General features: G+C 52.0%; 19 protein-coding genes and 3 tRNA genes. 16 read left to right on the forward strand and 6 right to left on the reverse strand.

Translation table 11 applies throughout. The annotated features are described in order from the left end of the window. The first annotated feature begins 168 nt into the window (after window positions 1-168). From E2L00_RS03795 to E2L00_RS03805, 3 genes are all read left to right on the forward strand, one after another. Window positions 169-1,488 carry a PTS sugar transporter subunit IIC gene (locus E2L00_RS03795; protein WP_167607189.1) on the forward strand — a complete coding sequence of 440 codons (1,320 nt, stop codon included), beginning with the start codon at window positions 169-171 and terminating at the stop codon, window positions 1,486-1,488. A 48-nt stretch (window positions 1,489-1,536) separates the two neighbouring features. Next, window positions 1,537-2,928, forward strand: coding sequence for a glycoside hydrolase family 1 protein (locus E2L00_RS03800; protein WP_167607192.1), 1,392 nt, complete (start codon window positions 1,537-1,539; stop codon window positions 2,926-2,928). A 202-nt stretch (window positions 2,929-3,130) separates the two neighbouring features. Beyond that, window positions 3,131-4,054, forward strand: a complete 924-nt coding sequence (locus E2L00_RS03805) for a LacI family DNA-binding transcriptional regulator (protein ID WP_167607195.1) — start codon at window positions 3,131-3,133, stop codon at window positions 4,052-4,054. Between the two features lie 42 nt (window positions 4,055-4,096). On the opposite strand, the gene E2L00_RS03810 is transcribed toward E2L00_RS03805, so the two are convergent. Next, on the reverse strand, window positions 4,097-4,738 hold the full coding sequence (locus E2L00_RS03810; RefSeq protein WP_167607198.1) for a riboflavin synthase subunit alpha: 642 nt from the start codon (window positions 4,736-4,738) through the stop codon (window positions 4,097-4,099). A gap of 248 nt (window positions 4,739-4,986) precedes the next feature. On the opposite strand from E2L00_RS03810, the gene mdtK reads away from it, so the two are divergent. The 4 genes from mdtK to E2L00_RS03830 all read left to right on the forward strand — a co-directional run bounded on the left by mdtK (window position 4,987) and on the right by E2L00_RS03830 (window position 7,638). Continuing rightward, window positions 4,987-6,360 (forward strand): MdtK family multidrug efflux MATE transporter, encoded by a 1,374-nt coding sequence (mdtK, locus tag E2L00_RS03815; protein ID WP_167607201.1) that lies wholly within the window; start codon window positions 4,987-4,989, stop codon window positions 6,358-6,360. Window positions 6,361-6,515: 155 nt separating this feature from the next. After that, window positions 6,516-6,592, forward strand: a tRNA-Val gene (locus E2L00_RS03820). A gap of 18 nt (window positions 6,593-6,610) precedes the next feature. After that, window positions 6,611-6,687, forward strand: a tRNA-Val gene (locus tag E2L00_RS03825). A gap of 384 nt (window positions 6,688-7,071) precedes the next feature. Further along, the gene (locus E2L00_RS03830) at window positions 7,072-7,638 is read left to right on the forward strand and encodes a DJ-1/PfpI family protein (protein WP_167607204.1); all 567 of its coding nucleotides are present in this window, start codon (window positions 7,072-7,074) and stop codon (window positions 7,636-7,638) included. A 221-nt stretch (window positions 7,639-7,859) separates the two neighbouring features. Here the strand turns inward: E2L00_RS03830 and E2L00_RS03835 are convergent, their stop codons facing one another. Both E2L00_RS03835 and E2L00_RS03840 read right to left on the reverse strand, forming a co-directional pair. Continuing rightward, on the reverse strand, window positions 7,860-8,807 hold the full coding sequence (locus E2L00_RS03835; protein ID WP_167607208.1) for a cytochrome d ubiquinol oxidase subunit II: 948 nt from the start codon (window positions 8,805-8,807) through the stop codon (window positions 7,860-7,862). Then, complete coding sequence (locus E2L00_RS03840) at window positions 8,795-10,186, reverse strand: cytochrome ubiquinol oxidase subunit I (protein WP_167607211.1); 1,392 nt, start codon at window positions 10,184-10,186, stop codon at window positions 8,795-8,797. The genes E2L00_RS03835 and E2L00_RS03840 overlap by 13 nt, the downstream gene beginning before the upstream one ends. Before the next feature lie 300 nt (window positions 10,187-10,486). On the opposite strand from E2L00_RS03840, the gene E2L00_RS03845 reads away from it, so the two are divergent. After that, on the forward strand, window positions 10,487-12,115 hold the full coding sequence (locus tag E2L00_RS03845) for an alpha-amylase family protein (RefSeq protein ID WP_167607214.1): 1,629 nt from the start codon (window positions 10,487-10,489) through the stop codon (window positions 12,113-12,115). 31 nt (window positions 12,116-12,146) lie between these two features. On the opposite strand, the gene E2L00_RS03850 is transcribed toward E2L00_RS03845, so the two are convergent. Further along, complete coding sequence (locus tag E2L00_RS03850) at window positions 12,147-13,139, reverse strand: SDR family oxidoreductase (protein WP_167607216.1); 993 nt, start codon at window positions 13,137-13,139, stop codon at window positions 12,147-12,149. A gap of 304 nt (window positions 13,140-13,443) precedes the next feature. Beyond that, window positions 13,444-13,611: a hypothetical protein gene (locus E2L00_RS03855; protein ID WP_167607219.1), complete on the reverse strand. Its 168-nt coding sequence runs from the start codon at window positions 13,609-13,611 to the stop codon at window positions 13,444-13,446. A gap of 224 nt (window positions 13,612-13,835) precedes the next feature. On the opposite strand from E2L00_RS03855, the gene E2L00_RS03860 reads away from it, so the two are divergent. The 3 genes from E2L00_RS03860 to E2L00_RS03870 all read left to right on the forward strand — a co-directional run bounded on the left by E2L00_RS03860 (window position 13,836) and on the right by E2L00_RS03870 (window position 17,325). Then, window positions 13,836-14,018, forward strand: coding sequence for a con-10 family general stress protein (locus E2L00_RS03860; protein ID WP_167607221.1), 183 nt, complete (start codon window positions 13,836-13,838; stop codon window positions 14,016-14,018). Window positions 14,019-14,121: 103 nt separating this feature from the next. After that, window positions 14,122-14,622: a YciE/YciF ferroxidase family protein gene (locus E2L00_RS03865; protein WP_167607223.1), complete on the forward strand. Its 501-nt coding sequence runs from the start codon at window positions 14,122-14,124 to the stop codon at window positions 14,620-14,622. Window positions 14,623-14,916: 294 nt separating this feature from the next. Beyond that, complete coding sequence (locus E2L00_RS03870) at window positions 14,917-17,325, forward strand: membrane-bound PQQ-dependent dehydrogenase, glucose/quinate/shikimate family (protein WP_167607226.1); 2,409 nt, start codon at window positions 14,917-14,919, stop codon at window positions 17,323-17,325. 74 nt (window positions 17,326-17,399) lie between these two features. Here E2L00_RS03870 and E2L00_RS03875 read toward each other — a convergent pair whose 3' ends face one another. Next, window positions 17,400-18,146, reverse strand: coding sequence for a glutaredoxin family protein (locus tag E2L00_RS03875; RefSeq protein ID WP_167607229.1), 747 nt, complete (start codon window positions 18,144-18,146; stop codon window positions 17,400-17,402). 217 nt (window positions 18,147-18,363) lie between these two features. On the opposite strand from E2L00_RS03875, the gene iraP reads away from it, so the two are divergent. The 5 genes from iraP (at window position 18,364) to pykF (ending at window position 21,095) form a co-directional block, all read left to right on the forward strand. Beyond that, window positions 18,364-18,699 (forward strand): anti-adapter protein IraP, encoded by a 336-nt coding sequence (gene iraP / locus E2L00_RS03880; RefSeq protein WP_167607232.1) that lies wholly within the window; start codon window positions 18,364-18,366, stop codon window positions 18,697-18,699. A gap of 96 nt (window positions 18,700-18,795) precedes the next feature. Next, window positions 18,796-19,044, forward strand: coding sequence for an ElaB/YgaM/YqjD family protein (locus E2L00_RS03885; protein WP_167607235.1), 249 nt, complete (start codon window positions 18,796-18,798; stop codon window positions 19,042-19,044). 192 nt (window positions 19,045-19,236) lie between these two features. Continuing rightward, window positions 19,237-19,313, forward strand: a tRNA-Val gene (locus E2L00_RS03890). Between the two features lie 166 nt (window positions 19,314-19,479). Continuing rightward, window positions 19,480-19,686, forward strand: a complete 207-nt coding sequence (ynhH, locus tag E2L00_RS21915; RefSeq protein ID WP_420808830.1) for a protein YnhH — start codon at window positions 19,480-19,482, stop codon at window positions 19,684-19,686. Next, complete coding sequence (gene pykF / locus E2L00_RS03895) at window positions 19,683-21,095, forward strand: pyruvate kinase PykF (protein WP_167607237.1); 1,413 nt, start codon at window positions 19,683-19,685, stop codon at window positions 21,093-21,095. The genes ynhH and pykF overlap by 4 nt, the downstream gene beginning before the upstream one ends. Window positions 21,096-21,383 lie beyond the last annotated feature (288 nt).

A 21,383-nucleotide genomic window follows, 5' to 3' on the forward strand; every position in this document is an offset into this window, starting at 1 on the left:
TTCTCTTTTTTCGTGCCCGCTGAAAAAAAGGCGATCTCCTTCACGTTTCAGGCTGACTTCACGTCACGATTTTGATCTCGTTAACAGTTTTTACTTTTGCTCTGGAAACCGGTTTCCATATTGTTTCATAATTAGCTTACATTTCGGAACAACAGCAAGGATATCGCCATGAGCATGTACCAAAAAATGGTCAATGTGATTGAGCAAAAAGTAACGCCAATAGCGGGCACGATGGGTTCTCAGCGCCATGTTATCGCCATCCGTGACGGGTTTATCGCCGCCCTGCCGTTTATGATTATCGGTTCTTTCATGCTGGTTTTTATTTTCCCACCGTTTTCACCGGACAGCAGCTGGGGTTTTGCCCGCGCGTGGCTCAGCTTTTCCCAGACCTGGCGCGAACAGCTGATGCTGCCGTTTAACCTCAGCATGGGCGTGATGACGTTCTTTATCTCGGTCGGCATTGGGGCAAGCCTTGGCAAGCATTACAAGCTCGACCCAATTATGACCGGGCTGCTGGCCTTTATGGCCTTTCTGCTGGTGGCCGCCCCTTATAAAGACGGGCAAATCTCAACGCAGTACTTCTCCGGCCAGGGCATTTTCACCGCGCTGATCACGGCTATTTACGCCAGCGAAATGTACGCGTTTCTGCAACGCCGCAACATAACCATTCGCTTGCCCAAAGAAGTCCCCACCGGCGTTGCCCGTTCTTTTGAGATCCTGATTCCGGTAGTGGTGATTGTTTTGACGCTTCATCCGCTTAACCTGCTGATTGAGTCCACAACGGGGATGATTCTGCCTGAAGCAATCATGCATTTACTGGCGCCGCTGGTTTCCGCCTCAGATTCGTTGCCGGCCATCCTCATTTCCGTCTTTATCTGCCAGATTTTATGGTTCGCCGGTATTCATGGGGCGCTAATCGTGACCGGCATCATGAACCCGTTCTGGATGGCGAACCTTTCCGCCAACCAGACCGCTCTGGCCGCAGGCGCTGAGCTGCCACATATTTATTTGCAGGGCTTCTGGGATCACTATCTGCTGATTGGCGGCGTGGGTTCCACCCTGCCACTGGCCTTCCTGTTGCTGCGCAGCCGGGCCGTGCATTTACGCACCATTGGCAAAATGGGCGTGGTGCCGAGCTTCTTCAACATCAACGAACCGATTCTGTTCGGCACGCCGATTATCATGAATCCGGTGTTTTTCCTGCCGTTCACGCTGGTGCCAATGATTAACGCCACGCTCGCCTATATCGCCACCAAACTCGGCTGGGTTGCGCAGGTCGTGTCGCTGACTCCGTGGACCACGCCTGCGCCTGTCGGCGCCTCCTGGGCCGCAAACTGGGCGGTAAGTCCCGTCATCATGTGCGTGATTTGTATGGCGATGTCGGCTGTGATGTATTATCCCTTCCTGAAGGCTTACGAGCGGACGTTACTCAAACAGGACGAAGAGCGCAGCGCGCAGGAAAACGAAAATCCGGTTACCGTGAATTGAATATTTATTGCCTGCCTGCATGGCAGGCACGTCAACCAAGGAAAAAGAATGAAATACGCATTTCCTGATAATTTTTGGTGGGGCAGCGCCAGTTCCGCACCGCAAACCGAAGGCGAAACGCTGGCTTTTGGCAAATCAGCTACCATCTGGGACAGGTGGTTTGCAGAGCAGCCAACGCGTTTCCATCACGGCGTCGGCCCGCAGCATACCTCCACCTTTTATCAGCACTGGAAGCAGGATATCGCGCTACTCAAGGAGCTGAATCACAATACCTTCCGCACCTCCATTTCCTGGGCGCGTTTAATTCCGCAGGGCCGCGGCGAAGTTAATCAGGAGGCGGTGAAGTTCTATAACCAGGTGTTTGACGAGCTGCACGCCCAGGGCATTACGCCATTTATCAACCTCTTCCATTTTGATATGCCGATGGTGATGCAGGAACGTGGCGGCTGGGAAAGCCGTGACGTTGTCACCGCCTATGCGGAATATGCACAAACCTGTTTCGAGCTGTTTGGCGACCGCGTAAAGCACTGGTTTACCTTCAACGAGCCGGTGGTGCCGGTAGAAGGCGGCTATCTGTATGACTTCCACTATCCAAACGTGGTGGACTTCAGGCGTGCGGCAACCGTGGCTTATCACACTATGCTTGCGCACTCGCTGGCGGTGAAGGCTTACCATGAGCGTCATGACGGCGGCGAAATCGGGATTATCCTCAACTTAACGCCATCTTACCCTCGCTCGCAAAACCCGGCCGATGTGAAAGCTGCGAATATTGCGGACCTGCTGTTCAACCGCAGCTTCCTTGACCCGGCGTTGCGCGGCGAATACCCGAAAGAACTGGTGGCGCTGCTGCGGGAATATGATCAGCTGCCGGCGTGCCAGCCAGAAGATAAAGCCCTGCTCGCCTCAGGCGTGGTGGACTTGCTCGGCATCAATTACTATCAACCGCGTCGTATCAAATGTCGCGACTCACAGGTAAACCCGGACAGCCCGTTTATGCCGGAATGGTTCTTTGAAGCCTACGACATGCCGGGTCGTAAAATGAACCCGTACCGCGGCTGGGAAATTTATGAGCAGGGTATTTACGATATCCTCACCAACCTGCGGGAGAACTATAACAACCCTCGGTGTTATATTTCTGAGAACGGCATGGGCGTGGAAAACGAACGGCGTTTCGATGAAAACGGACAGATCCAGGACGAATATCGTATTGATTTCGTCAGCGATCATCTGAAATGGCTGCATAAAGGCATCAGCGAAGGCAGCAACTGCCTCGGCTACCATATGTGGACATTTATCGATAACTGGTCGTGGTGCAACGCCTATAAAAACCGCTATGGTTTCGTTTCGCTGGATTTAGCAACGCAAAAACGTACCATCAAGAAAAGCGGAGAATGGTTCCGTGAAACGGCAGCAAAAAACGGTTTTGATGACCAGCGTTAGAAAAATCATGCGGGCCATTAAGGCCCGTTTAAGATTGATGACAAACACCCGAAATGCGTGCTTTTCGGGTGTTTGGGGTAGACCAGAAGAGTTAATTCTTTGCGTTTGAAAACCCCGGCAAAGCAACTTTAACACCTGAGAGCTTTGTCAACAGAATCATGCGGGCCATTACGGCCCGCATTTGGTAGTGCAGGAAATCACTATGTCGAATATCAATGATGTTGCGCGACTTGCGCAGGTCTCGAAAGCCACCGTATCCCGGGTGCTGAGCGGTAGTCGCGGCGTAAAGGAGGAAAGCCGCCAGGCCGTGCTGCGCGCCGCTGAAATCCTTAACTACAAGCCCAACGCCATCGCCCAGTCGCTCAGCAGCCAGTCTACAAACTGTATCGGGGTAATCTGCGCCACGGAACACATTCAGCAATCCACCGGTTACCTGCAGGCGCTGGAAAAACAGCTCAGTCGACACCGGAAGCATTTGCTGCTGCGCTTTGCCAACGATGATAAAAGCCTCATGCACGCCGTTGAGGAGCTCTCTAACGGTATGTGCGACGCGCTTGTGGTGGTCGGCGCACGCTTCCCGTTGCCTGAACTTCCCGAAGAGATTGTGCTGATTGACTGCCTGAACCCATCGAGCGGCAACAGCGTACAGTGCGACCGCATCTTTGCCGCAGAAACCGCCGTGCATTATCTGTGCTCGCAGCAGCGCAGGAACATCGCGCTGGTTAATTTCCCGGGCGGTGAGGCAGCAACGCTGACCATGGACGGCTATCGCCAGGCGCTGCACAACTACGTGGTGCCGTTTAATCGGCAACTGGTCGTTGAAAACGAGCCATCGCTGCGCATTGCATTGCAAAAGCTGATTAACAGCGGCGTGAAGTTCACGGCCCTGCTGGTAACCAACGACAGCCAGGCGCAGGAGGCGGTGATGATGCTGAATCAGTATCAGCTATCGGTGCCGGAAAAAGTAATGGTGTTCAGTCTGGATGGTTCCACCCGCCTGCCCGGCGCCAGCACTATTCCAGCCATTGAATATCCGCTGGAAAACATTGCCCGTCGCGCGGTGGAGTTATTGTTAGGCGAACGCCATAACAGCGATGTAGTGCGTGGCAGTTTGTTGATTGCCTGATTTACAGGGTGGATAAGCGCGTGCGATATCCACCCCTTCAGGTTATTCCTTCGGCAACGCTGCTGCCAGCGTCGCTTCGCGTTGCGCCAGCACGCGTTCAACGGTATCCACTATCGCCTGGGTTTGCGGGTCAATCTCGATATTGATGCGGCTCCCCAGCTTTTTGCTGCCAAGGGTAGTGCGCTGCAACGTTTCGGGAATTAAATGCACGCAAAAACGGCTCGCCGTCACTTCGCCTACCGTCAGACTAATACCGTCGATGCCGACATAGCCCTTGTGCAGAATATATTTCATCAGGGATTTATCCCGGATTTTAAACCAGATCTGGCGGTTATTTTCCGAAGTAAGAATCTTCGCCACTTCGGCGGTAGTCATAATATGGCCCGACATTAAATGTCCGCCGATTTCGTCATTAAATTTCGCAGCGCGTTCCACGTTCACGCTATCACCAACAATTAATGTCCCAAGGTTGGTGATGCGCAGCGTCTCTTTCATAAGATCAAAGCTAACGCGATTGCCATCGATTTCCGTGACCGTAAGGCAGCAGCCGTTGTGCGCCACGGACGCGCCCGTTTCAAGGCCGGGCAGCATGGCCGCTGGCATCTCGATAACGTGGGTGCGGAAATTGGGTTTTTCATCAATGGAGACCAGGGTCGCGGTGCCCTGCACAATACCTGTAAACATCCTAAAACTCCTGACGATTTAATAAGTGGCAATAGCATCCCCGCTGGGGCATGCCTGCATCTGTGTGCGGCACTTTAACAGTTGGAAAAAAAGCTTGCCAGTCATCATCACTGCCCCGCTATTATTTGGCTGGCGATTTAATTAACTCTCGCTACAATAGTCTGGCTCATTCCCCTGTAATTTCTTCTTGCTGCCATACACGGCGGCGTCTTTGTATTGCTTATAACTCATAATAATCAGGTGTACGTATGCAGAAGTACTTTATCGAGGCCCGCCAGTTGCTGGCGCTGGCGATACCCGTGATTCTGGCCCAGGTCGCCCAAACCGCCATGGGTTTTGTTGACACCGTGATGGCCGGTGGTTACAGCGCCACGGATATGGCGGCGGTGGCTATCGGCACCTCCATCTGGCTGCCTGCCATTTTATTTGGTCACGGCCTGCTGCTGGCGTTAACGCCGGTGGTAGCGCAGCTAAACGGCTCAGGGCGACGCGAACGCATCGCCCATCAAATTCGCCAGGGTTTCTGGCTGGCGGGAACGGTGTCGGTGCTGATCATGGTCGTCCTGTGGAACGCGGGTTATATCATTAGCTCAATGGATAACATCGACCCGCTGCTGGCCGAGAAAGCGGTGGGCTACCTGCGCGCGCTGCTGTGGGGCGCGCCGGGTTACCTGTTCTTCCAGGTGGCGCGTAACCAGTGTGAAGGCCTGGCAAAAACCAAGCCGGGTATGGTGATGGGCTTCATCGGCCTGCTGGTGAATATTCCGGTGAACTACATTTTTATCTACGGTCATTTTGGCATGCCGGAGCTGGGTGGCGTAGGCTGCGGCGTGGCAACCGCGGCGGTGTTTTGGGTGATGTTCCTGTGCATGATTTCATACGTACGCAAAGCACGCTCAATGCGCGATATCCGCAGCCCTGCCGGTTTTAACGCGCCGGACTGGAAGGTGGTAACGCGATTAATTCAGCTCGGCCTGCCGATTGCGCTGGCGCTGTTCTTTGAAGTGACGCTGTTTGCCGTCGTCGCCCTGCTCGTCTCGCCGCTGGGTATCGTTGATGTGGCCGGTCACCAGATTGCCCTGAACTTCAGCTCGCTGATGTTCGTGATCCCACTGTCCGTGGCCGCAGCGGTTACCATCCGCGTTGGGTTCCGTCTGGGACAGGGTTCCACGCTCGATGCGCAGATCGCCGCCCGCACCGGTATCATGGTTGGTATTTGCATGGCGATGTGCACCGCCCTGTTTACCGTCATGCTCCGCGAGCATATTGCCCTGCTCTATAATGATAACCCGGCGGTGGTGGCGCTTGCCGCGCACCTGATGTTGCTGGCCGCGGTATACCAGATTTCTGACTCCGTGCAGGTTATTGGCAGCGGTGTGCTGCGCGGTTATAAAGACACGCGCTCAATTTTCTTTATCACCTTTATTGCCTATTGGGTGTTGGGATTGCCGAGCGGTTACGTGCTGGCGCTTACCGATCTGGTGGTTGACCGCATGGGGCCTGCCGGGTTCTGGATGGGCTTTATCATCGGCCTGACCTCCGCGGCTATCATGATGATGCTCCGTATGCGCTGGCTGCAACGCCAGCCCTCAATGGCTATTTTGCAACGTGCTGCGCGATAAACCATCAATAGCCGCCTTCGCGGCGGCTACTTTTTCAACGTACTGCGCAGATGCTCAGCAATTGCGTGAAATCTTAGAGAAAATTGCGGTTTTCCGCTTGCAAGGCTCACGGGCTGCCGCTAATATTCGTCCCCGTTGTCGCCAGACAGCCTGATGCGTTCATAGCTCAGTTGGTTAGAGCACCACCTTGACATGGTGGGGGTCGTTGGTTCGAGTCCAATTGAACGCACCATTTTTCGCTTCACCCAGTGCGTCCGTAGCTCAGTTGGTTAGAGCACCACCTTGACATGGTGGGGGTCGGTGGTTCGAGTCCACTCGGACGCACCATTTCTTAATCCACAGACATTGGCTAATGCCTGTAGGCCCTTGAAAGATATTAAAATTACACAGTTTTCTTTCCGCTAAGATTCATAGAATCCCACCGTTATCCGCAATAGTTAAGTCCATGTTAATGCCGCTGTAACAGGGAAAAATTCGGCTTCAGAAAACGCTGGCTTACCAGATTTTTTCGCGATGCTATGGTGAAAACGGATGGTATCGACACGAACCCTGTCATTGATTTAAAAGCGGTTCCTCCTGCTAAAACCTCCCCGATGAATCACCCTTTCTTTTTGATGCCAGACAGACCTCCCGGATGGGGTTGTGCAGTTCGCATTCCCCCTACCGCTGGGCTATACCTTAGGCATATTCATTCACACGGGAGGGATCATAATGGGCAAGAAGATTCTGATGCTGGTCGGCGATTACGCCGAAGATTACGAAACCATGGTGCCGTTTCAGGCGCTGCAGATGATTGGCCATCAGGTTGACGCGGTCTGTCCCGATAAGGTCAAGGGCGACTACATCATGACGGCGATCCATGATTTTGACGGCGCCCAGACCTACAGCGAGAAACCCGGTCACCGTTTTATTCTCAATGCCGATTTCGCCTCGGCGAAAGAACAGGATTATGACGCCTTGTTGATCCCCGGCGGACGGGCGCCTGAATATCTGCGATTGAATGACGAGGTGATCAAACTGGTACAGGCGTTTGACGCCGCACGTAAACCTATTGCCGCCGTTTGCCACGGCCCGCAACTGCTGGCCGCCGCCGGAGTGCTGAAAGGCCGCACCTGTAGCGCCTACCCGGCCTGTGCACCGGAAGTACGGCTCAGCGGCGGGCATTATGCCGATATCAGCATCGATCGGGCGCACGTTGACGGCAATCTGATCACCGCACCTGCCTGGCCTGCGCATCCGCAATGGCTGGCGAAATTTGCCGAAGTGTTGCAGCAATAAGCCTGTGAGAGAACGGCTGTCAAAACGAAAATGTCGGACCGTCCAGCAAACGGTCCGAGCGAATTATGGTTGTTCGGCTACAGGCTAGTTTCCCGGTTCGTTCTGCATAACCCGATCGCACAGCGATCGGGTTAAAGTAACCGGGGCATTAATACCATCGTTTAATGGAGAGGTTAAATTTCCTCTTCGCAGAATATTTTCCTGCTGCTTTAGTTATCGCCTTACAACACCTTTCCGCGAAAAAGCCAGAAGACCCACGAGTGGTAAGCAAGCGTGAGAGGAATCACCACCGCGCTGCCGACAAGAATCACCAGCTGCGTCGTTTTTGATGAGGCCGCAGCGGTGAGGCTTATCAGGTTATTAGCCGACAACCAATAAAATCCTGCCGCAAGCAACAGCACTATTGTGGTCATTAAGGCCAGCGTGACAATCAGTTGTAGCAGGCCTTGTCCACGTTTAAGCACGATTATCATCGCAAATAACAGCAGTAAAATTATCACCGACAGCGTTTTTCCTGCCGCGTATTGCCATGCCTGGCGCCAGGGAAGCGGTTCAAGAAGCATGACGGCAATGCATAACCCACAGCAAAGTAGAAAAAAATAACCGCTAAGACGAGCTGCCTGCTTTTCAACTGGCTGACCGATGCGCCAGCGTATCCAGCCACAGCCGAGTAACAGATAACCCGACGTTAAGCCCAGACCACACAGAACGGGAAAAATACTGAACCCCTGCACGGCGTCGTTTGACAGAAAACGGCTGACCAGCGTGCCCGCACAGAAGCCCTGACTGAACGCCGCCAGGCAAGATGCCAGCGGCAAAACAAGGTCGAGAAAAGCGCGCACGCGCTTGCTGGCTTTATCGCGATATTCAAGCGCCATCGCCCGTAAAATAAGGCTTAACAGCAGCAGAAAAACGGGAATATAAAGCAGGCTTAGCGCTCCGGCATAAACGGCCGGAAATAACGCCAGCGTTCCCCCGGCCAGCAGGACCAGCCAGGTTTCATTCGCATCCCAGATGGGCAACATAGAGTGCGCCATACGTCGCCTGGGTTCTTCGCCTTTAATGCATAAGAAAAGCATGCCGACACCAAGGTCCGTGCCATCCAGCATCAGATACATCAGCAGGGAAAAGAGCAGCGTCGCGGCCGATAAACTCGCTAATCCTTCCATGACGATTTTCCTCCCGGTCTGGTGACAATTTTTGTACTAACCACTTCTTCTCCCGCTGGTAGCGGTGCGGCAACATAGCGCAGGAAGTGACGCATGCCGTAGCTGAAGACAAACGCATACACCACCAGCACGCTGCAACAGGAGATGATCAGCCAGCTCAGGGGCAAGGCTGAAACGTTTTTAGCCGTGCGTAACAGACCCTGCACGATCCAGGGCTGTCTTCCCATCTCGGTGACCACCCAACCTGAAAGCATCGCGATAAATCCTGCCGGCGAAAGAATAACCAGCAGCCAGAGCAAACGACGGGACGTGTAAAGCCTGCCGCGAAGATGCTGAATAACGGCAGCGAGCTGCGTAATAAACATCAGCAGACCCAACCCGACCATGATGCGAAAAGCGAAGAAGACGGGCAGGACAGGAGGACGCTCGTCGGCAGGAAATTCACTCAGGCTTTTTATATGTCCCGTCAAATTATGCCGCAAATAGAGCGAGCCGATGTCGGGAATGGCCAGTTCAAAATGATTACGCTGGGCGTGCCGGTCGGGTATAGCAAAGAGCCGCAGCGGCTCTCCTTCACCGGGCGCAGGCGGGTGCCATGTCGCTTCTATGGCCGCGATCTTTGCGGGCTGATACCGCAGCGTTTTTTCGCCGTGCCGATCGCCCACTACAAATTGTACCGGCAGCGCCACAACGGCAAACCATATTGCACAAACGGCCATGCAGCGGGCGGCGCTTTCGCCAGGGCGATGCAGAATACGCCAGGCGGCGACGCCCGCAATCATTACCGCTACCGCAATATAGGCAGCCAGTACCATATGAGCAAAACGTAAGGGAAACGAAGGGGCCGAAATGAGCGCCTGCCAGTTAACCGGGGAAAAGATGCCGTTGTCGTCAAGACTATAATTTACCGGCGTTTGCATCCATGAATTTGCCGCCAGAATCCAGAAAGCGCTGATCAACGCGCCGATTGCCACCAGGCACGTCACGGCAAAATGTAGGCCTGGCCGAATCTTACCCATGCCAAACAGCATGACGCCGGTTAATGCCGATTCCAGGAAAAAGGCCACCAGCACTTCAAAAAAGAGCAGCGGTCCGATAAATCCGCCAACCTTTTTTGAAAATGGCGTCCAGTTAGTACCGAACTGAAACTCCATCACCACGCCCGTCACGGCGCCAATCGCCACGGTGAGCGCGAAAATTTTTATCCAAAAATGTAGCGCTTCCCGCGCCGCATTCCGCTGCCCCCACAGCCAGCGAGCCTCAAACCAGACCAGAAAGGGAGCCAGCCCGAGCGTCAGGGCGGCAAGCGTGATGTGCATTCCCATCGTCAGTGAAAATTGCCCGCGAGAAAGAAGCAGGACCCATTCAGCATCGGTCATTACGAATCCCCATAGCGAATAACCTTTACTATTCAATGCGTAATATCAGGTTATTACAATTATCCGTCGCGATATCATCCAGAGCAGACGCCAGTGCATCTTAAAGCTAAACCGCGCTGTTTTTCCGCTTATGTTTTTTATTAAAAGTAGCCGAAGTACGGGGTTAAGCGAGCAGAAAGAAAAACTTACCGCTAAGATATTATGGCTATAAATCATCAGCACAGGCTGGCTTGCGACATTGCTACAAGTATTAGCTCGTCATAATAAGAACCAAAATAAGATGTTCAATGAGGGACTTAGATGAAAAGCGACTGGTATAAAAATGCGATAATTTATCAAATTGATACGGCACTTTTTTTTGATGCCAACGGCGATGGCTGGGGCGATTTGCAGGGCATCACTCAACGACTCGATTATATCCGCGGCATCGGCGCCACATGCGTCTGGCTTACCCCTTTTTACCTCACTCCTTTTCGCGACGGGGGTTACGATATTAGCGATCATCTGCGTGTCGACTCTCGCTTCGGCGACGTAGCGGATATGGTTATGCTGGTCGAACGGGCGGAGGAGCTTGGCCTGCACGTTATTATCGAACTGGTTCTTCAGCACACCTCCAGCGAACACTTATGGTTTCAGCAGGCGAAGCGTGACAGAAAGTCACCTTATCGCGACTATTATATCTGGGCCGATACTCCGCCAGAAAAAGACGATGCGCCGATGTTTCCAGGCGTGGAAAAAAGCGTCTGGAGCTGGGATGAGGAAGCACAACAGTATTACCGCCATATGTTTTATCACCACGAGCCGGATTTAAATCTTTCCTGTCCGCAAGTCATTAAAGAAATAGAACGTGTGATCGTTTTCTGGTTAAGAATGGGCATCTCAGGCTTTCGTTTTGATGCGGCTTCACATATGGTCAAGCAAGCGGGCAAGGGTAGCGAGGAAAAAGGATATGATTTGCTAACCCATCTGCGTGATTTTATTTCTCGCCGCCGACCTGAAATTTTGCTATTAGGCGAAGTGGATGTTCCGGCTGAACAATACCGCCATTATTTCGGCGATAACAATCGTCTTTCAATGTTGCTAAGTTTTAATCTGAATAAAAAATTTTACGTCTCCCTGGCCAGAAAGAATGCCACCGCTTTATTGCAGGCCCTGGAAGAGTTACCTGCCCCGCCTTTCAGAGCCTGCTTTGCTAACTGGCTGCGCAACCATGATGAGCTTGATCTGGACGGTCTGTCGCAAGCTGAAAAGCGAGACGTTATGAAAAGCTTTGGCCCTGATAAAAATATGCATGTTTATCAACGCGGCCTGAGACGCAGGCTCGCCCCGATGCTGAAAGGCAATATAAAACGCCTGGCAATGGCGCACGCGGTTCTTTTTTCTTTACCCGGCACACCGGTATTACGTTATGGCGATGAAATAGGCATGGGCGACGATTTACAGCTTGAAGAACGCAACGCCGTCAGGACACCGATGCAGTGGTCAGATTTAGCCTGTGCCGGCTTTTCTGAGGCCGAGCCAGAAAAACTTATTGTCCCGGTCATTGATACGGGGCCGTATCGCTATCAAAAAGTTAATGTTAATGCCTCGCTAATAAACGATAACTCTTTATTGCATCGCGTGAGTAAAATAGCCAGGGCACGGCTGGGTCTTAATGAAATTGGTTCAGGGGACTATCACGTTATTGATACCCGGAATCCGGCAATATTTGCCCTGAGGTATAACTATGTCAACACAGGCCTGCTGCTGCTGGCTAACTTTTGCAGCCAGAAAGTGACAGCGGAAATCACCGAGGCTGATATAGCCGGGTTAACCGAATGCCTGGCTGATAAAGAATACAAGCCATCCGGAACATTAATGGCCCCTCTTTCTATCACGCTGAACGGGTATGGCTATCGTTGGTTTTCCATTATCAAAGCCCGCGGCTAAAATAGCAGCGGCTTTGCGGGTCTGCGGAGACTTAATTCCTTTTACGGCGGCGTTGATACTTTTTAAATAAAATTAGCGCGCCTAAACTCGCCACGGCGCAAGCGATCCTCACCGGCGTGGCAGAATTAAGGCTCATCACGCTCTCCTTTGCTTCTTCACTGAAGCGCCCCCTGCTCTGATGCAGACCTTCAACGGGCATAAAAAGATTGTCCGAATGGGGAGTGAGATATGCCGAGCGTTCCATTTGCCCGGACCAGGCTTTTTTAGCCAGCATGCTGTCGAGCCATTGTGGAAAAATATAATTCCCCAGAATCGACTGCACGGTGGCTTTCCCAACCCACATCTCCCGGGGTGCCTTGCAGGCGGCATTAAAAATGGCTTTTGCTATCGCTTCCGGCTGATAAACAGGCGCTACCGGGCGTGCAGGATGGCCCAGCTTATTGCGGGCCCAGCTAAATTGCGGGGTGTTGGTCCCCGGGAGATGAACCATGGTCAGACGTATCGCGCTACGCTGATGGATAAGCTCGCAACGCAGGGCATCCGTAAAGCCTCTGATAGCCGCTTTCGCGCCGCAATAGGCAGACTGTAAAGGAATGGAGCGGTAAGCCAGGGCGGAGCCTATCTGCACGATGGTGCCCTCATTACGAGCCTTCATGATACGCAGCGCTTCTCTTGTACCGTTAACGGCTCCCAGATAAGTCACATCCGTAACGCGTTTATATTCACTGGCGTCGACTTCTTCGAAGGGCGACATAATGGTACACATAGCTGAATTGATCCAGACGCTAACCGGGCCAAATTCAGCTTCTATGCTATCCGCGGTTCGCGTCATTTGTACCGCGTCGGCCACATCGGCACTGAAAGCGGCCGCACGAACGCCCACTCCCTGTAACTCTGCCAGCGTTTCGCTGAGGCCCTCTTCACCACGGGCGATCACCGCAACGTCGTAACCCTCTTTCGCAAAGTGCACCGCAGTGGCTCTGCCAACGCCGGCAGTTCCCCCTGTAACGACAACTACAGCCATAATGTCCTCCCGTATATAATATGACTGCCGATAAGAACGTATCGCTTTAAGAAACCGTTAAAAAAGCAAAAAGGCCGCTTCTGCGGCCTTTAAAGTATTATTTTTGATCGGGTTTCGGTTGTTTATCCCCGGACTCTGGCGCTTCGCTCGGATCGTCTTTTTCAATAAAATGCATAATATTCTCCAGTCGGGACTTCATTTAGCCAGCTTAAAAGTACCAGCGACGTCACTCTCTGGTCTGGCCTGGGAGGCCGGTAAATCAACAGCATAGTGAAGAAGGTTTCGCTGTCGGCCTCGGTTACATTTACTGTGGTTTCTGCACTACTTTTAAATACTTATGTTCGATTTTTAACCAGTCACGTGGACGGTAAAGTGCCCCGCCGTTTTTCAACAATAAACAAACGGTATTTTTGAATAAAAATGGCATAAATACACCTTTAACATTTCCTTGCGAATGTCTATACCACACCATAATTATCTCCTGATTTTTAAGGCACATCCAAAAGTAAATATAATGAGTTACCGGATGATGACAAAATAAATTTAACGCTTTAAGATTATTCTTAGTGAAGCATTTTATACCGCAGCACGGCCGTTTTTTACTTGCAATAGGTAAGCCCTCTACTACAATTTTTAGTTACGCGACAATAATGTCTCGTAAAGTATTACCATTCATCCCTAAGTGAGGAGTAATTTATGACTCAACATCGAGGCGGTTCAGGTAATTTTGCCGAAGACAAAGATAAAGCATCTGAAGCCGGTAAGAAAGGCGGCCAACATAGCGGCGGGAATTTTAAAAACGATCCCCAACGCGCCTCAGAAGCAGGTCGCAAAGGTGGTGAAAATAGCCACGGGGGCGGACGTAAATCCGAGTCGTAAGCTGACCGGCGCAGACTGAAACCTCATCAGTGTGGGCGGATTTGCATGGACAAATCTGCTCATGCTCCTTGATATGAAATAAAGAGCGAATTCTGGAGCGATCATGCAGATCAAAACCATTGAAGACCTTTTTGTTCACCTTTTATCAGACACATACAGTGCTGAAAAGCAATTAACGCGGGCCCTGCCCAAACTTGCCCGAGCCTCTGAAAACCCTAAGCTTAGCGACGCTTTCACCAGCCACCTGGAAGAGACCCGGGGCCATGTGGAGCGCATCGATCAGGTGGTAGACAGTATTCCTGAGTTCCGTTTAAAACGTATGAAATGCGTTGCGATGGAAGGGTTAATTGAAGAAGGCCAGGAAGTGATTGATAGCGTTGATAAAGGTGCGGTGCGTGACGCAGGTTTAATTGCTGCGGCACAGAAAGTTGAGCACTATGAGATAGCTTCTTACGGCACGCTATGTACTCTGGCGGAAATGCTGGGATACACACAAGCAAAAACGCTGCTTGGGCAAACTCTCGAAGAGGAAAAATCAGCCGACAATAAATTAACCACCCTCGCCGAATCAGGAATTAATCAAAACGCGAAACAAAAAAAATGAGACTATGCCCGGCTTATAATGCCGGGCTAATTTTTACCGCTGCCGAATATTTTCCCACATCCGCATTATAGATTTTTTGCTTATTCGAACTCTCACCCCGTTTAAAACCAGCGCTTTAAAAAAGTAACTAAAAAATATATTTTGTAAAATTTAGAGACAATCTTTTCCCTGATTTTGCGCCTTGATTCACAAGGAATTTTATAAATCTATACGTCTCGCTTCTCTTTTTCGGCTCTTTCTCCCCATTTCCTTTATATGCTTTATTATTCTTTCCTTCACCAGTGAAGTGACATAATGAAAAAATCCTGGTTTTCCTTAGTTTCGTTGACAGGGATATTTATTGTCCTGCTTGGCGTAACCTGGCTTGCGTTAGGAGGCTGGCTGGCTGCGCTGGGCGGTACGCCCTGGTATATACTTTTTGGCGTCGGATTTTTATTGAGCGGCATCTGGCTTGCGCGTTACCGGAGCGCGGGGCTCGGACTTTACCTGCTTACTTTTATCGCCTGTGCTGTATGGGCGGTAAGCGAGGTGGGACTTGATGGCTGGCAGCTTATGCCGCGTTTATTTGGTCTCGCCGTACTCGGCATCTGGGTGAGCATGCCCTGGATTACCCGGCCCCTGACGCCGCAAAGAAAGCCCTGGTTCAGCGGTTTACTGCCGGGCTGTCTCTATCTCGCAGCCATTGCGGGCATATTCTATGCGGGCTGGCAGGTCACTGATTCACGCTTTGTACAACACCAGCCGCTCCCGGAGGCCAAAGCTGGCGCTGCGCCTGCCCGGGAAACAGACGCTAACGACTGGCATTTTTACGGCCGCACCGCCGCCGGCCAGCGATTTTCACCGCTGGAACAGTTAACCCCCGGCAATGTCAGCCAGTTAAAGCCTGCCTGGGAATACCATACGGGAGATACCCAGCGTAAAGGAGAGGACAAGGCCGGACGGGAATTTAACTTTGAGGTGACGCCTGTTAAGGTCGGAAACGTGCTTTATATTTGCACGCCGCACCGCCAGGTGATTGCGCTTGACGCCACCACCGGCAAGCAACGCTGGCGGTTTGATCCTCATCCCGACACGGCGGCAAATGAATATCTCGCCTGCCGCGGTGTGGCATACAGCAAGGCGATTGACGACAAAAGCTGTCCGGAAAAAATCATTACCACCACCAGCAATGCGCGAATGGTCGCGCTTAATGCGCAAACGGGTAAGCCCTGCGCCTCATTCGGCGATCGGGGTTTTGTCAGCCTGACCGATCATATGGGAGAGGTTCCGCCAGGTTTCCATTTCATCACCTCGCAGCCTCTGGTCATGGACAACAAAATTGTGCTCGGCGGCTGGATATACGATAACCAGGCGACCGGAGAACCTTCTGGCGTGGTGCGGGCCTATGATGTCGACACGGGCAAGCTCGCATGGAGTTGGGACATGGGACGAAATCCGCAAAACGCGCCGCTAAAACCAGGCGAAGAATACACGCGTGGAACGCCTAACGGCTGGGGAACCTATACTGCTGACCCCGAGCTGGGCCTGGTTTATATTCCGCTGGGTAATGCCACACCGGATTATTACGGCGCAAAAAGGCGTCCCTATGACGATAAATACTCCAGCGCGCTGGTGGCGCTGGATATCCATACCGGGCTTGAACGCTGGCATTTCCAGACCGTGCATCATGATGTCTGGGACTACGATCTTCCCATTGGCCCGACGCTTGTGGATTTGCCTGACGGGCAAGGCGAGTCCGTTCCGGCATTGATTCAGACGACCAAAATGGGGCAACTTTTTATGCTGGACAGGCGCACGGGCAAACCTCTTGCACAGGTTGAAGAAAAACCCGTTCCCACGTCTCCTTCTCTGCCCGGCGAGCATCTTTCTGCCACCCAGCCGGATTCTGTCGGTATGCCCAATCTTGCTCCACCGGATCTTAAAGAGACGGATATGTGGGGCGCCACTCCCGTCGATCAGCTCTGGTGCCGGATTCAGTTCCACCGTTTCCGCTATCAGGGCCGATTTACGCCGCCGGCTGAAGGCACGTCGATTGCCTATCCGGCGTTTGATGGCGTGATGGACTGGTACGGCGCTTCTGTCGATCCGCTCCGCCACGTGCTCATTGCCAACATCAGCTATATTCCCTTCACCATGCAGATCCTTAAATCTGGTGAAGCGATTAAACAGGGTTTAATGAAAAACTGGGCGGGATGGGGAAGCAAAGAGGCTTATCCAAAGCCTAAAGAATTTGCTGTCGGGCCGCAATACGGCACGCCATGGGCTGCGGTAGTGAAACCCTGGCTGACGGCTTTAGGCGCACCATGCAGCGCGCCGCCGTGGGGCAAACTGGTTGCCATAGACCTGACAACGCGCAAAATCGCCTGGGAACGCCCGGCAGGTACGACGCGGAATATGAATATCTTCGGGACGCATACCAACGCGCCATTGCCTACAGGTATTTTCATGATCGGGGGTAATATCGTGACGCGCAGCGGTTTGATTTTTATGGGCGCTACCGCTGATAACTACCTGCGGGCCTTTGATGAAATGAACGGCAAAGAACTCTGGCGCGCGCGTCTGCCGGCTGGCGGGCAGGCAACGCCGATAACCTATATGGGAACTGACGGCAGGCAGTTTGTGTTGATTGCCGCAGGCGGGCATGGCGGCCTGGGGACTAAGTCAGGCGATGCCCTGCTCGCCTACGCTTTGCCCCGGCAATAGCCTGCCTGAAGGCTCTGGTTCACCGCATTCTGTAACGGGCTTGATGTCACCGTTACAGGATGCGGAACATGAGTTTAAAATAGCGCCTTCGCCGCCATGGCAATCCCCATCGCCACCATTAACAGATTTTCCGTAAGCGATATAAATCCAAGCGGGACGTTGCTGTCTCCGCCTACGCAGGCGCATTTCAGCTCACGCTTGTCAATGTAGACGGCTTTAATCACCGAGACCGCACCGACCGTACCAATAAATAACGCAACCGGCGCCGAGATAAAGGTTAAGACGGAAGCAATCATTAAGATGCCCGCCAGCGCCTCGCCAAAGGGATAAAGGTAGCTATAGGGCACCCAGCGTCGCGCCAGTAAATCGTAGCCCAGGAACATAGTTGAAAACTGCTCAACGTCGCGGAGCTTCAGCATCGCCAACAGGCACATACTGAAGGCAATAAACCATGCCAGAACCCGCAATGTTAAGGGATTGCCGAACGCAATATAGCCCGCTGCAATGGCCATCAGCGCCGCGATAGCAAAGACCACTAACACTGGCTGATAAGAGGTTTGTTTGCTCCCCGGCACTGCCTTGCCAAAATATTTTCGAAGCTCGTCGTAACCACCGATGCGTTTACCTTCGATGAAAATCTGCGGCGTCGTTTTTACCTGGTGCTCGGCCTGAAAGCGATCGGTTTCCTCCCGGCTGGTCAGCCAGCGATCGTCAACGGCAAAACCCTGACGCTTTAATAAATAACGGGCTTTCAGGCCATATGGGCAGATATGCTCTTTCATGACCATACGATAAAGGGTGGCTGTCTTCTTATCTGGCATAAAAATCTCCGCTCAGGGTGTGCTTATTTATCAGTGTAGCAAGCGGCTTTTTACGGCTCCGACCCGTTCAAAATGGATAAAGCCTCGCTGCGGTCGCTATCTCTTCGTGGCGGCTGGTTGTAACCGGGTATGAATTATTGAAATGTGCGACTTCGCCTGAAAATAAATATGGCTGATTTGGGTACAGTAACGGCTGGATTTAAAGCGAGGGACAAGTATGAAAAACATCATCATCAGTATGATTGCCAAGATTTCGAAGATGGATGCAGAATCAAAATTGCTGACCGCCCAGGTAGAGGCTCAGTCGCTGCTGCTGAGCGCCATGTTGCTCGCGGTGGGGAAAGAAGGCGGCCTGGAACAGATTGTTGAAAGCGTTAAAAAAGCCATTAATACCGCGCTTGAAGCCTCAGATAATCTTTTAAAAAGCGATACGGAACTCCTGCTGGCCCAGTTCAACGAACTGCTTTCATTAACGCAGCGCCTGGCAAAAGCTGATACAGAAATTGATGTTAAAGCCTTACACGGGTTATCGGCAGGGCCAGATTCAAAGTAGGCGGCAAGGCGACCTGATAGCGGTCGTGACAGGTTTTTAACCACGCTGCGCATCTTGTCTATACTTACGATTACATTCGCGTCAAAGGAGTTTGAAATGTTTGAGAAAGCAGAAGATAAGGTCAATGAAGCCGCGGGCAAGGCGCAGGAAGTATTCGGTCGCACCACTAACAGCCCGGGCGACACGGTAAAAGGCATGGCGCAAAAATATGCATCGCAGGCGAGCAACGCCACCCGGGATGCTACCGACACGCTCAGAGATCAGGTTACATCGAATCCCATCGGCGGTCTGGCGATAGCTGGCGCCGTCGGTATTGTTATTGGCTATCTTCTCGGCCGCAAATAACACTCAGCCAGCACGCGCTGTTAACTCTTTTTTCTTCCAGCGTCACCAGCCCCTGTCCTGCATTATTTGCGGGCCAGGGCGCTGTGCGTATCCCTGATTGACACCGGCAGCGTTAGCCTGTAGATTAAGCGGGTAATAAATAAGTAAATCGCTTAATTATCAAGGCGTTATTTTTATAAAAACCTTTCCAGTGCGTTCATAGCTCAGTTGGTTAGAGCACCACCTTGACATGGTGGGGGTCGTTGGTTCGAGTCCAATTGAACGCACCATTTTTTACCCTTTTCTTGTTGTTATAACTTCTAACATTATTCTGACGCGTCGATAACAGCCGCTGTAAATCTGTACACCCCCCTTGCTGAAACGCCGTTTTTAATTCCTTTCCCGGCAACTTGCCCTTATAATACGCGCGTTCCTAACTTGAATGGTTTCAGCGCATTGGACTGCCTTTATAATAGACAATTATGCCCTTTTCCCCGGCTGGCTGAACCGCAAGCATACTTTCCTCTGCACGCTTTATCTCCGTCACCTATCCTTACCAGGTGTCACTTTTACAATACCAGCTTTGGTTTCCGCTCCGGCGACCGTATCAGCCGGAACCGAGTTTTAACGATCCTTCTCAACTTACAGATAAGACTGTCATGAAAAAGACTAAAATTGTTTGCACCATCGGTCCGAAAACCGAATCCGAAGAGATGCTGACCAAAATGCTCGACGCGGGCATGAACGTTATGCGTCTGAACTTTTCTCATGGTGACTATGAAGAGCACGGCCAGCGCATCAAAAATCTGCGCAACGTGGTCAGCAAAACCGGCAAGAAAGCTGCCATTTTGCTGGATACCAAAGGCCCTGAAATTCGTACCATCAAACTGGAAGGCGGCAACGACGTCTCTCTGAAAGCAGGCCAGTCTTTCACCTTCACGACCGACAAAACCGTCGTGGGCAACAGCGACATCGTTGCTGTGACCTATGAAGGCTTTACCAGCGATCTGAGCGTGGGTAACACCGTGCTGGTTGACGATGGTCTGATCGGTATGGAAGTCACTGCTATCGAAGGCAAGAACGTTGTTTGTAAAGTGCTGAACAACGGCGACCTGGGCGAGAACAAAGGCGTTAACCTGCCGGGCGTTTCCATCGCTCTGCCTGCGCTTGCTGAGAAAGACAAACAGGACCTGATCTTTGGCTGCGAGCAAGGCGTTGATTTCGTTGCTGCATCCTTCATCCGTAAGCGTTCAGACGTGGTTGAAATCCGTGAGCACCTAAAAGCCCACGGCGGCGAGAATATCCAGATCATCTCCAAAATCGAAAACCAGGAAGGCCTGAATAACTTCGACGAAATCCTCGAAGCTTCCGACGGCATTATGGTTGCTCGTGGTGACCTGGGCGTGGAAATCCCTGTAGAAGAAGTGATCTTCGCGCAGAAAATGATGATCGAGAAATGCGTTCGCGCTCGTAAAGTGGTGATCACCGCGACGCAGATGCTCGACTCGATGATTAAAAACCCGCGTCCTACCCGCGCTGAAGCAGGCGACGTGGCTAACGCCATCATCGACGGCACCGATGCCGTTATGCTCTCTGGCGAATCCGCGAAGGGTAAATACCCGCTGGAAGCGGTGACCATCATGGCAACCATCTGCGAACGTACCGACCGCGTAATGACCAGCCGTCTGGATAACAACCACGACAGCCGTAAGCTGCGCATCACCGAAGCGGTTTGCCGCGGTGCGGTGGAAACTGCCGAGAAACTGGAAGCGCCGCTGATCGTTGTGGCAACCCAGGGCGGTAAATCTGCTAAAGCCGTACGTAAATACTTCCCGAACGCTACCATTCTGGCGCTGACTACTAACGAAGTCACTGCTCGTCAGCTCGTGCTGAGCAAAGGCGTGGTTCCGCAGCTGGTGAAAGAAATCGCCTCTACCGACGATTTCTACCGTCTGGGTAAAGATGTCGCTCTGGAAAGCGGTCTGGCCCGCAAAGGCGACATCGTTGTGATGGTTTCCGGCGCCCTGGTTCCAAGCGGTACAACCAATACTGCATCCGTTCACGTTCTGTAATTTTACATTGCGAACGAATATTTTGTTAAAAAGCGCCTGCGGGCGCTTTTTTTATTGCTTTAATAGACCGTATTAATAAAAAAGCAAATCGGCTTAAACTATTTAAGCGAAATTTAATTAAGATGAATCCGATGAAAGCGCCCTGTTTTCTCAGTTTTTTTTAACTTCTCGCCCCGGTTCGGTGTTTCTTTGAGCGAACGATCAAATTTAAGTGCATTCCCATCAAAAATTTATTCTCAACTCAAAAAACTTTGTGTAATACTTGTAGCGCTACATGGAGATTAACTC

This window comes from Cedecea colo (assembly GCF_011808225.1).
In the GTDB taxonomy this organism is placed as follows: Bacteria; Pseudomonadota; Gammaproteobacteria; order Enterobacterales; family Enterobacteriaceae; genus Dryocola; species Dryocola colo.

What these genes read in the sequence shown, in the direction of transcription:
- E2L00_RS03795 (WP_167607189.1), top strand. Translation starts at nt 169, where the DNA reads ATGAGCATGTACCAAAAAATGGTCAATGTGATTGAGCAAAAAGTAACG.
- E2L00_RS03800 (WP_167607192.1), top strand. Translation starts at nt 1,537, where the DNA reads ATGAAATACGCATTTCCTGATAATTTTTGGTGGGGCAGCGCCAGTTCC.
- E2L00_RS03805 (WP_167607195.1), top strand. Translation starts at nt 3,131, where the DNA reads ATGTCGAATATCAATGATGTTGCGCGACTTGCGCAGGTCTCGAAAGCC.
- E2L00_RS03810 (WP_167607198.1), bottom strand. Translation starts at nt 4,738, where the DNA reads ATGTTTACAGGTATTGTGCAGGGCACCGCGACCCTGGTCTCCATTGAT.
- mdtK (WP_167607201.1), top strand. Translation starts at nt 4,987, where the DNA reads ATGCAGAAGTACTTTATCGAGGCCCGCCAGTTGCTGGCGCTGGCGATA.
- E2L00_RS03830 (WP_167607204.1), top strand. Translation starts at nt 7,072, where the DNA reads ATGGGCAAGAAGATTCTGATGCTGGTCGGCGATTACGCCGAAGATTAC.
- E2L00_RS03835 (WP_167607208.1), bottom strand. Translation starts at nt 8,807, where the DNA reads ATGGAAGGATTAGCGAGTTTATCGGCCGCGACGCTGCTCTTTTCCCTG.
- E2L00_RS03840 (WP_167607211.1), bottom strand. Translation starts at nt 10,186, where the DNA reads ATGACCGATGCTGAATGGGTCCTGCTTCTTTCTCGCGGGCAATTTTCA.
- E2L00_RS03845 (WP_167607214.1), top strand. Translation starts at nt 10,487, where the DNA reads ATGAAAAGCGACTGGTATAAAAATGCGATAATTTATCAAATTGATACG.
- E2L00_RS03850 (WP_167607216.1), bottom strand. Translation starts at nt 13,139, where the DNA reads ATGGCTGTAGTTGTCGTTACAGGGGGAACTGCCGGCGTTGGCAGAGCC.
- E2L00_RS03855 (WP_167607219.1), bottom strand. Translation starts at nt 13,611, where the DNA reads ATGGTGTGGTATAGACATTCGCAAGGAAATGTTAAAGGTGTATTTATG.
- E2L00_RS03860 (WP_167607221.1), top strand. Translation starts at nt 13,836, where the DNA reads ATGACTCAACATCGAGGCGGTTCAGGTAATTTTGCCGAAGACAAAGAT.
- E2L00_RS03865 (WP_167607223.1), top strand. Translation starts at nt 14,122, where the DNA reads ATGCAGATCAAAACCATTGAAGACCTTTTTGTTCACCTTTTATCAGAC.
- E2L00_RS03870 (WP_167607226.1), top strand. Translation starts at nt 14,917, where the DNA reads ATGAAAAAATCCTGGTTTTCCTTAGTTTCGTTGACAGGGATATTTATT.
- E2L00_RS03875 (WP_167607229.1), bottom strand. Translation starts at nt 18,146, where the DNA reads ATGCCAGATAAGAAGACAGCCACCCTTTATCGTATGGTCATGAAAGAG.
- iraP (WP_167607232.1), top strand. Translation starts at nt 18,364, where the DNA reads ATGAAAAACATCATCATCAGTATGATTGCCAAGATTTCGAAGATGGAT.
- E2L00_RS03885 (WP_167607235.1), top strand. Translation starts at nt 18,796, where the DNA reads ATGTTTGAGAAAGCAGAAGATAAGGTCAATGAAGCCGCGGGCAAGGCG.
- pykF (WP_167607237.1), top strand. Translation starts at nt 19,683, where the DNA reads ATGAAAAAGACTAAAATTGTTTGCACCATCGGTCCGAAAACCGAATCC.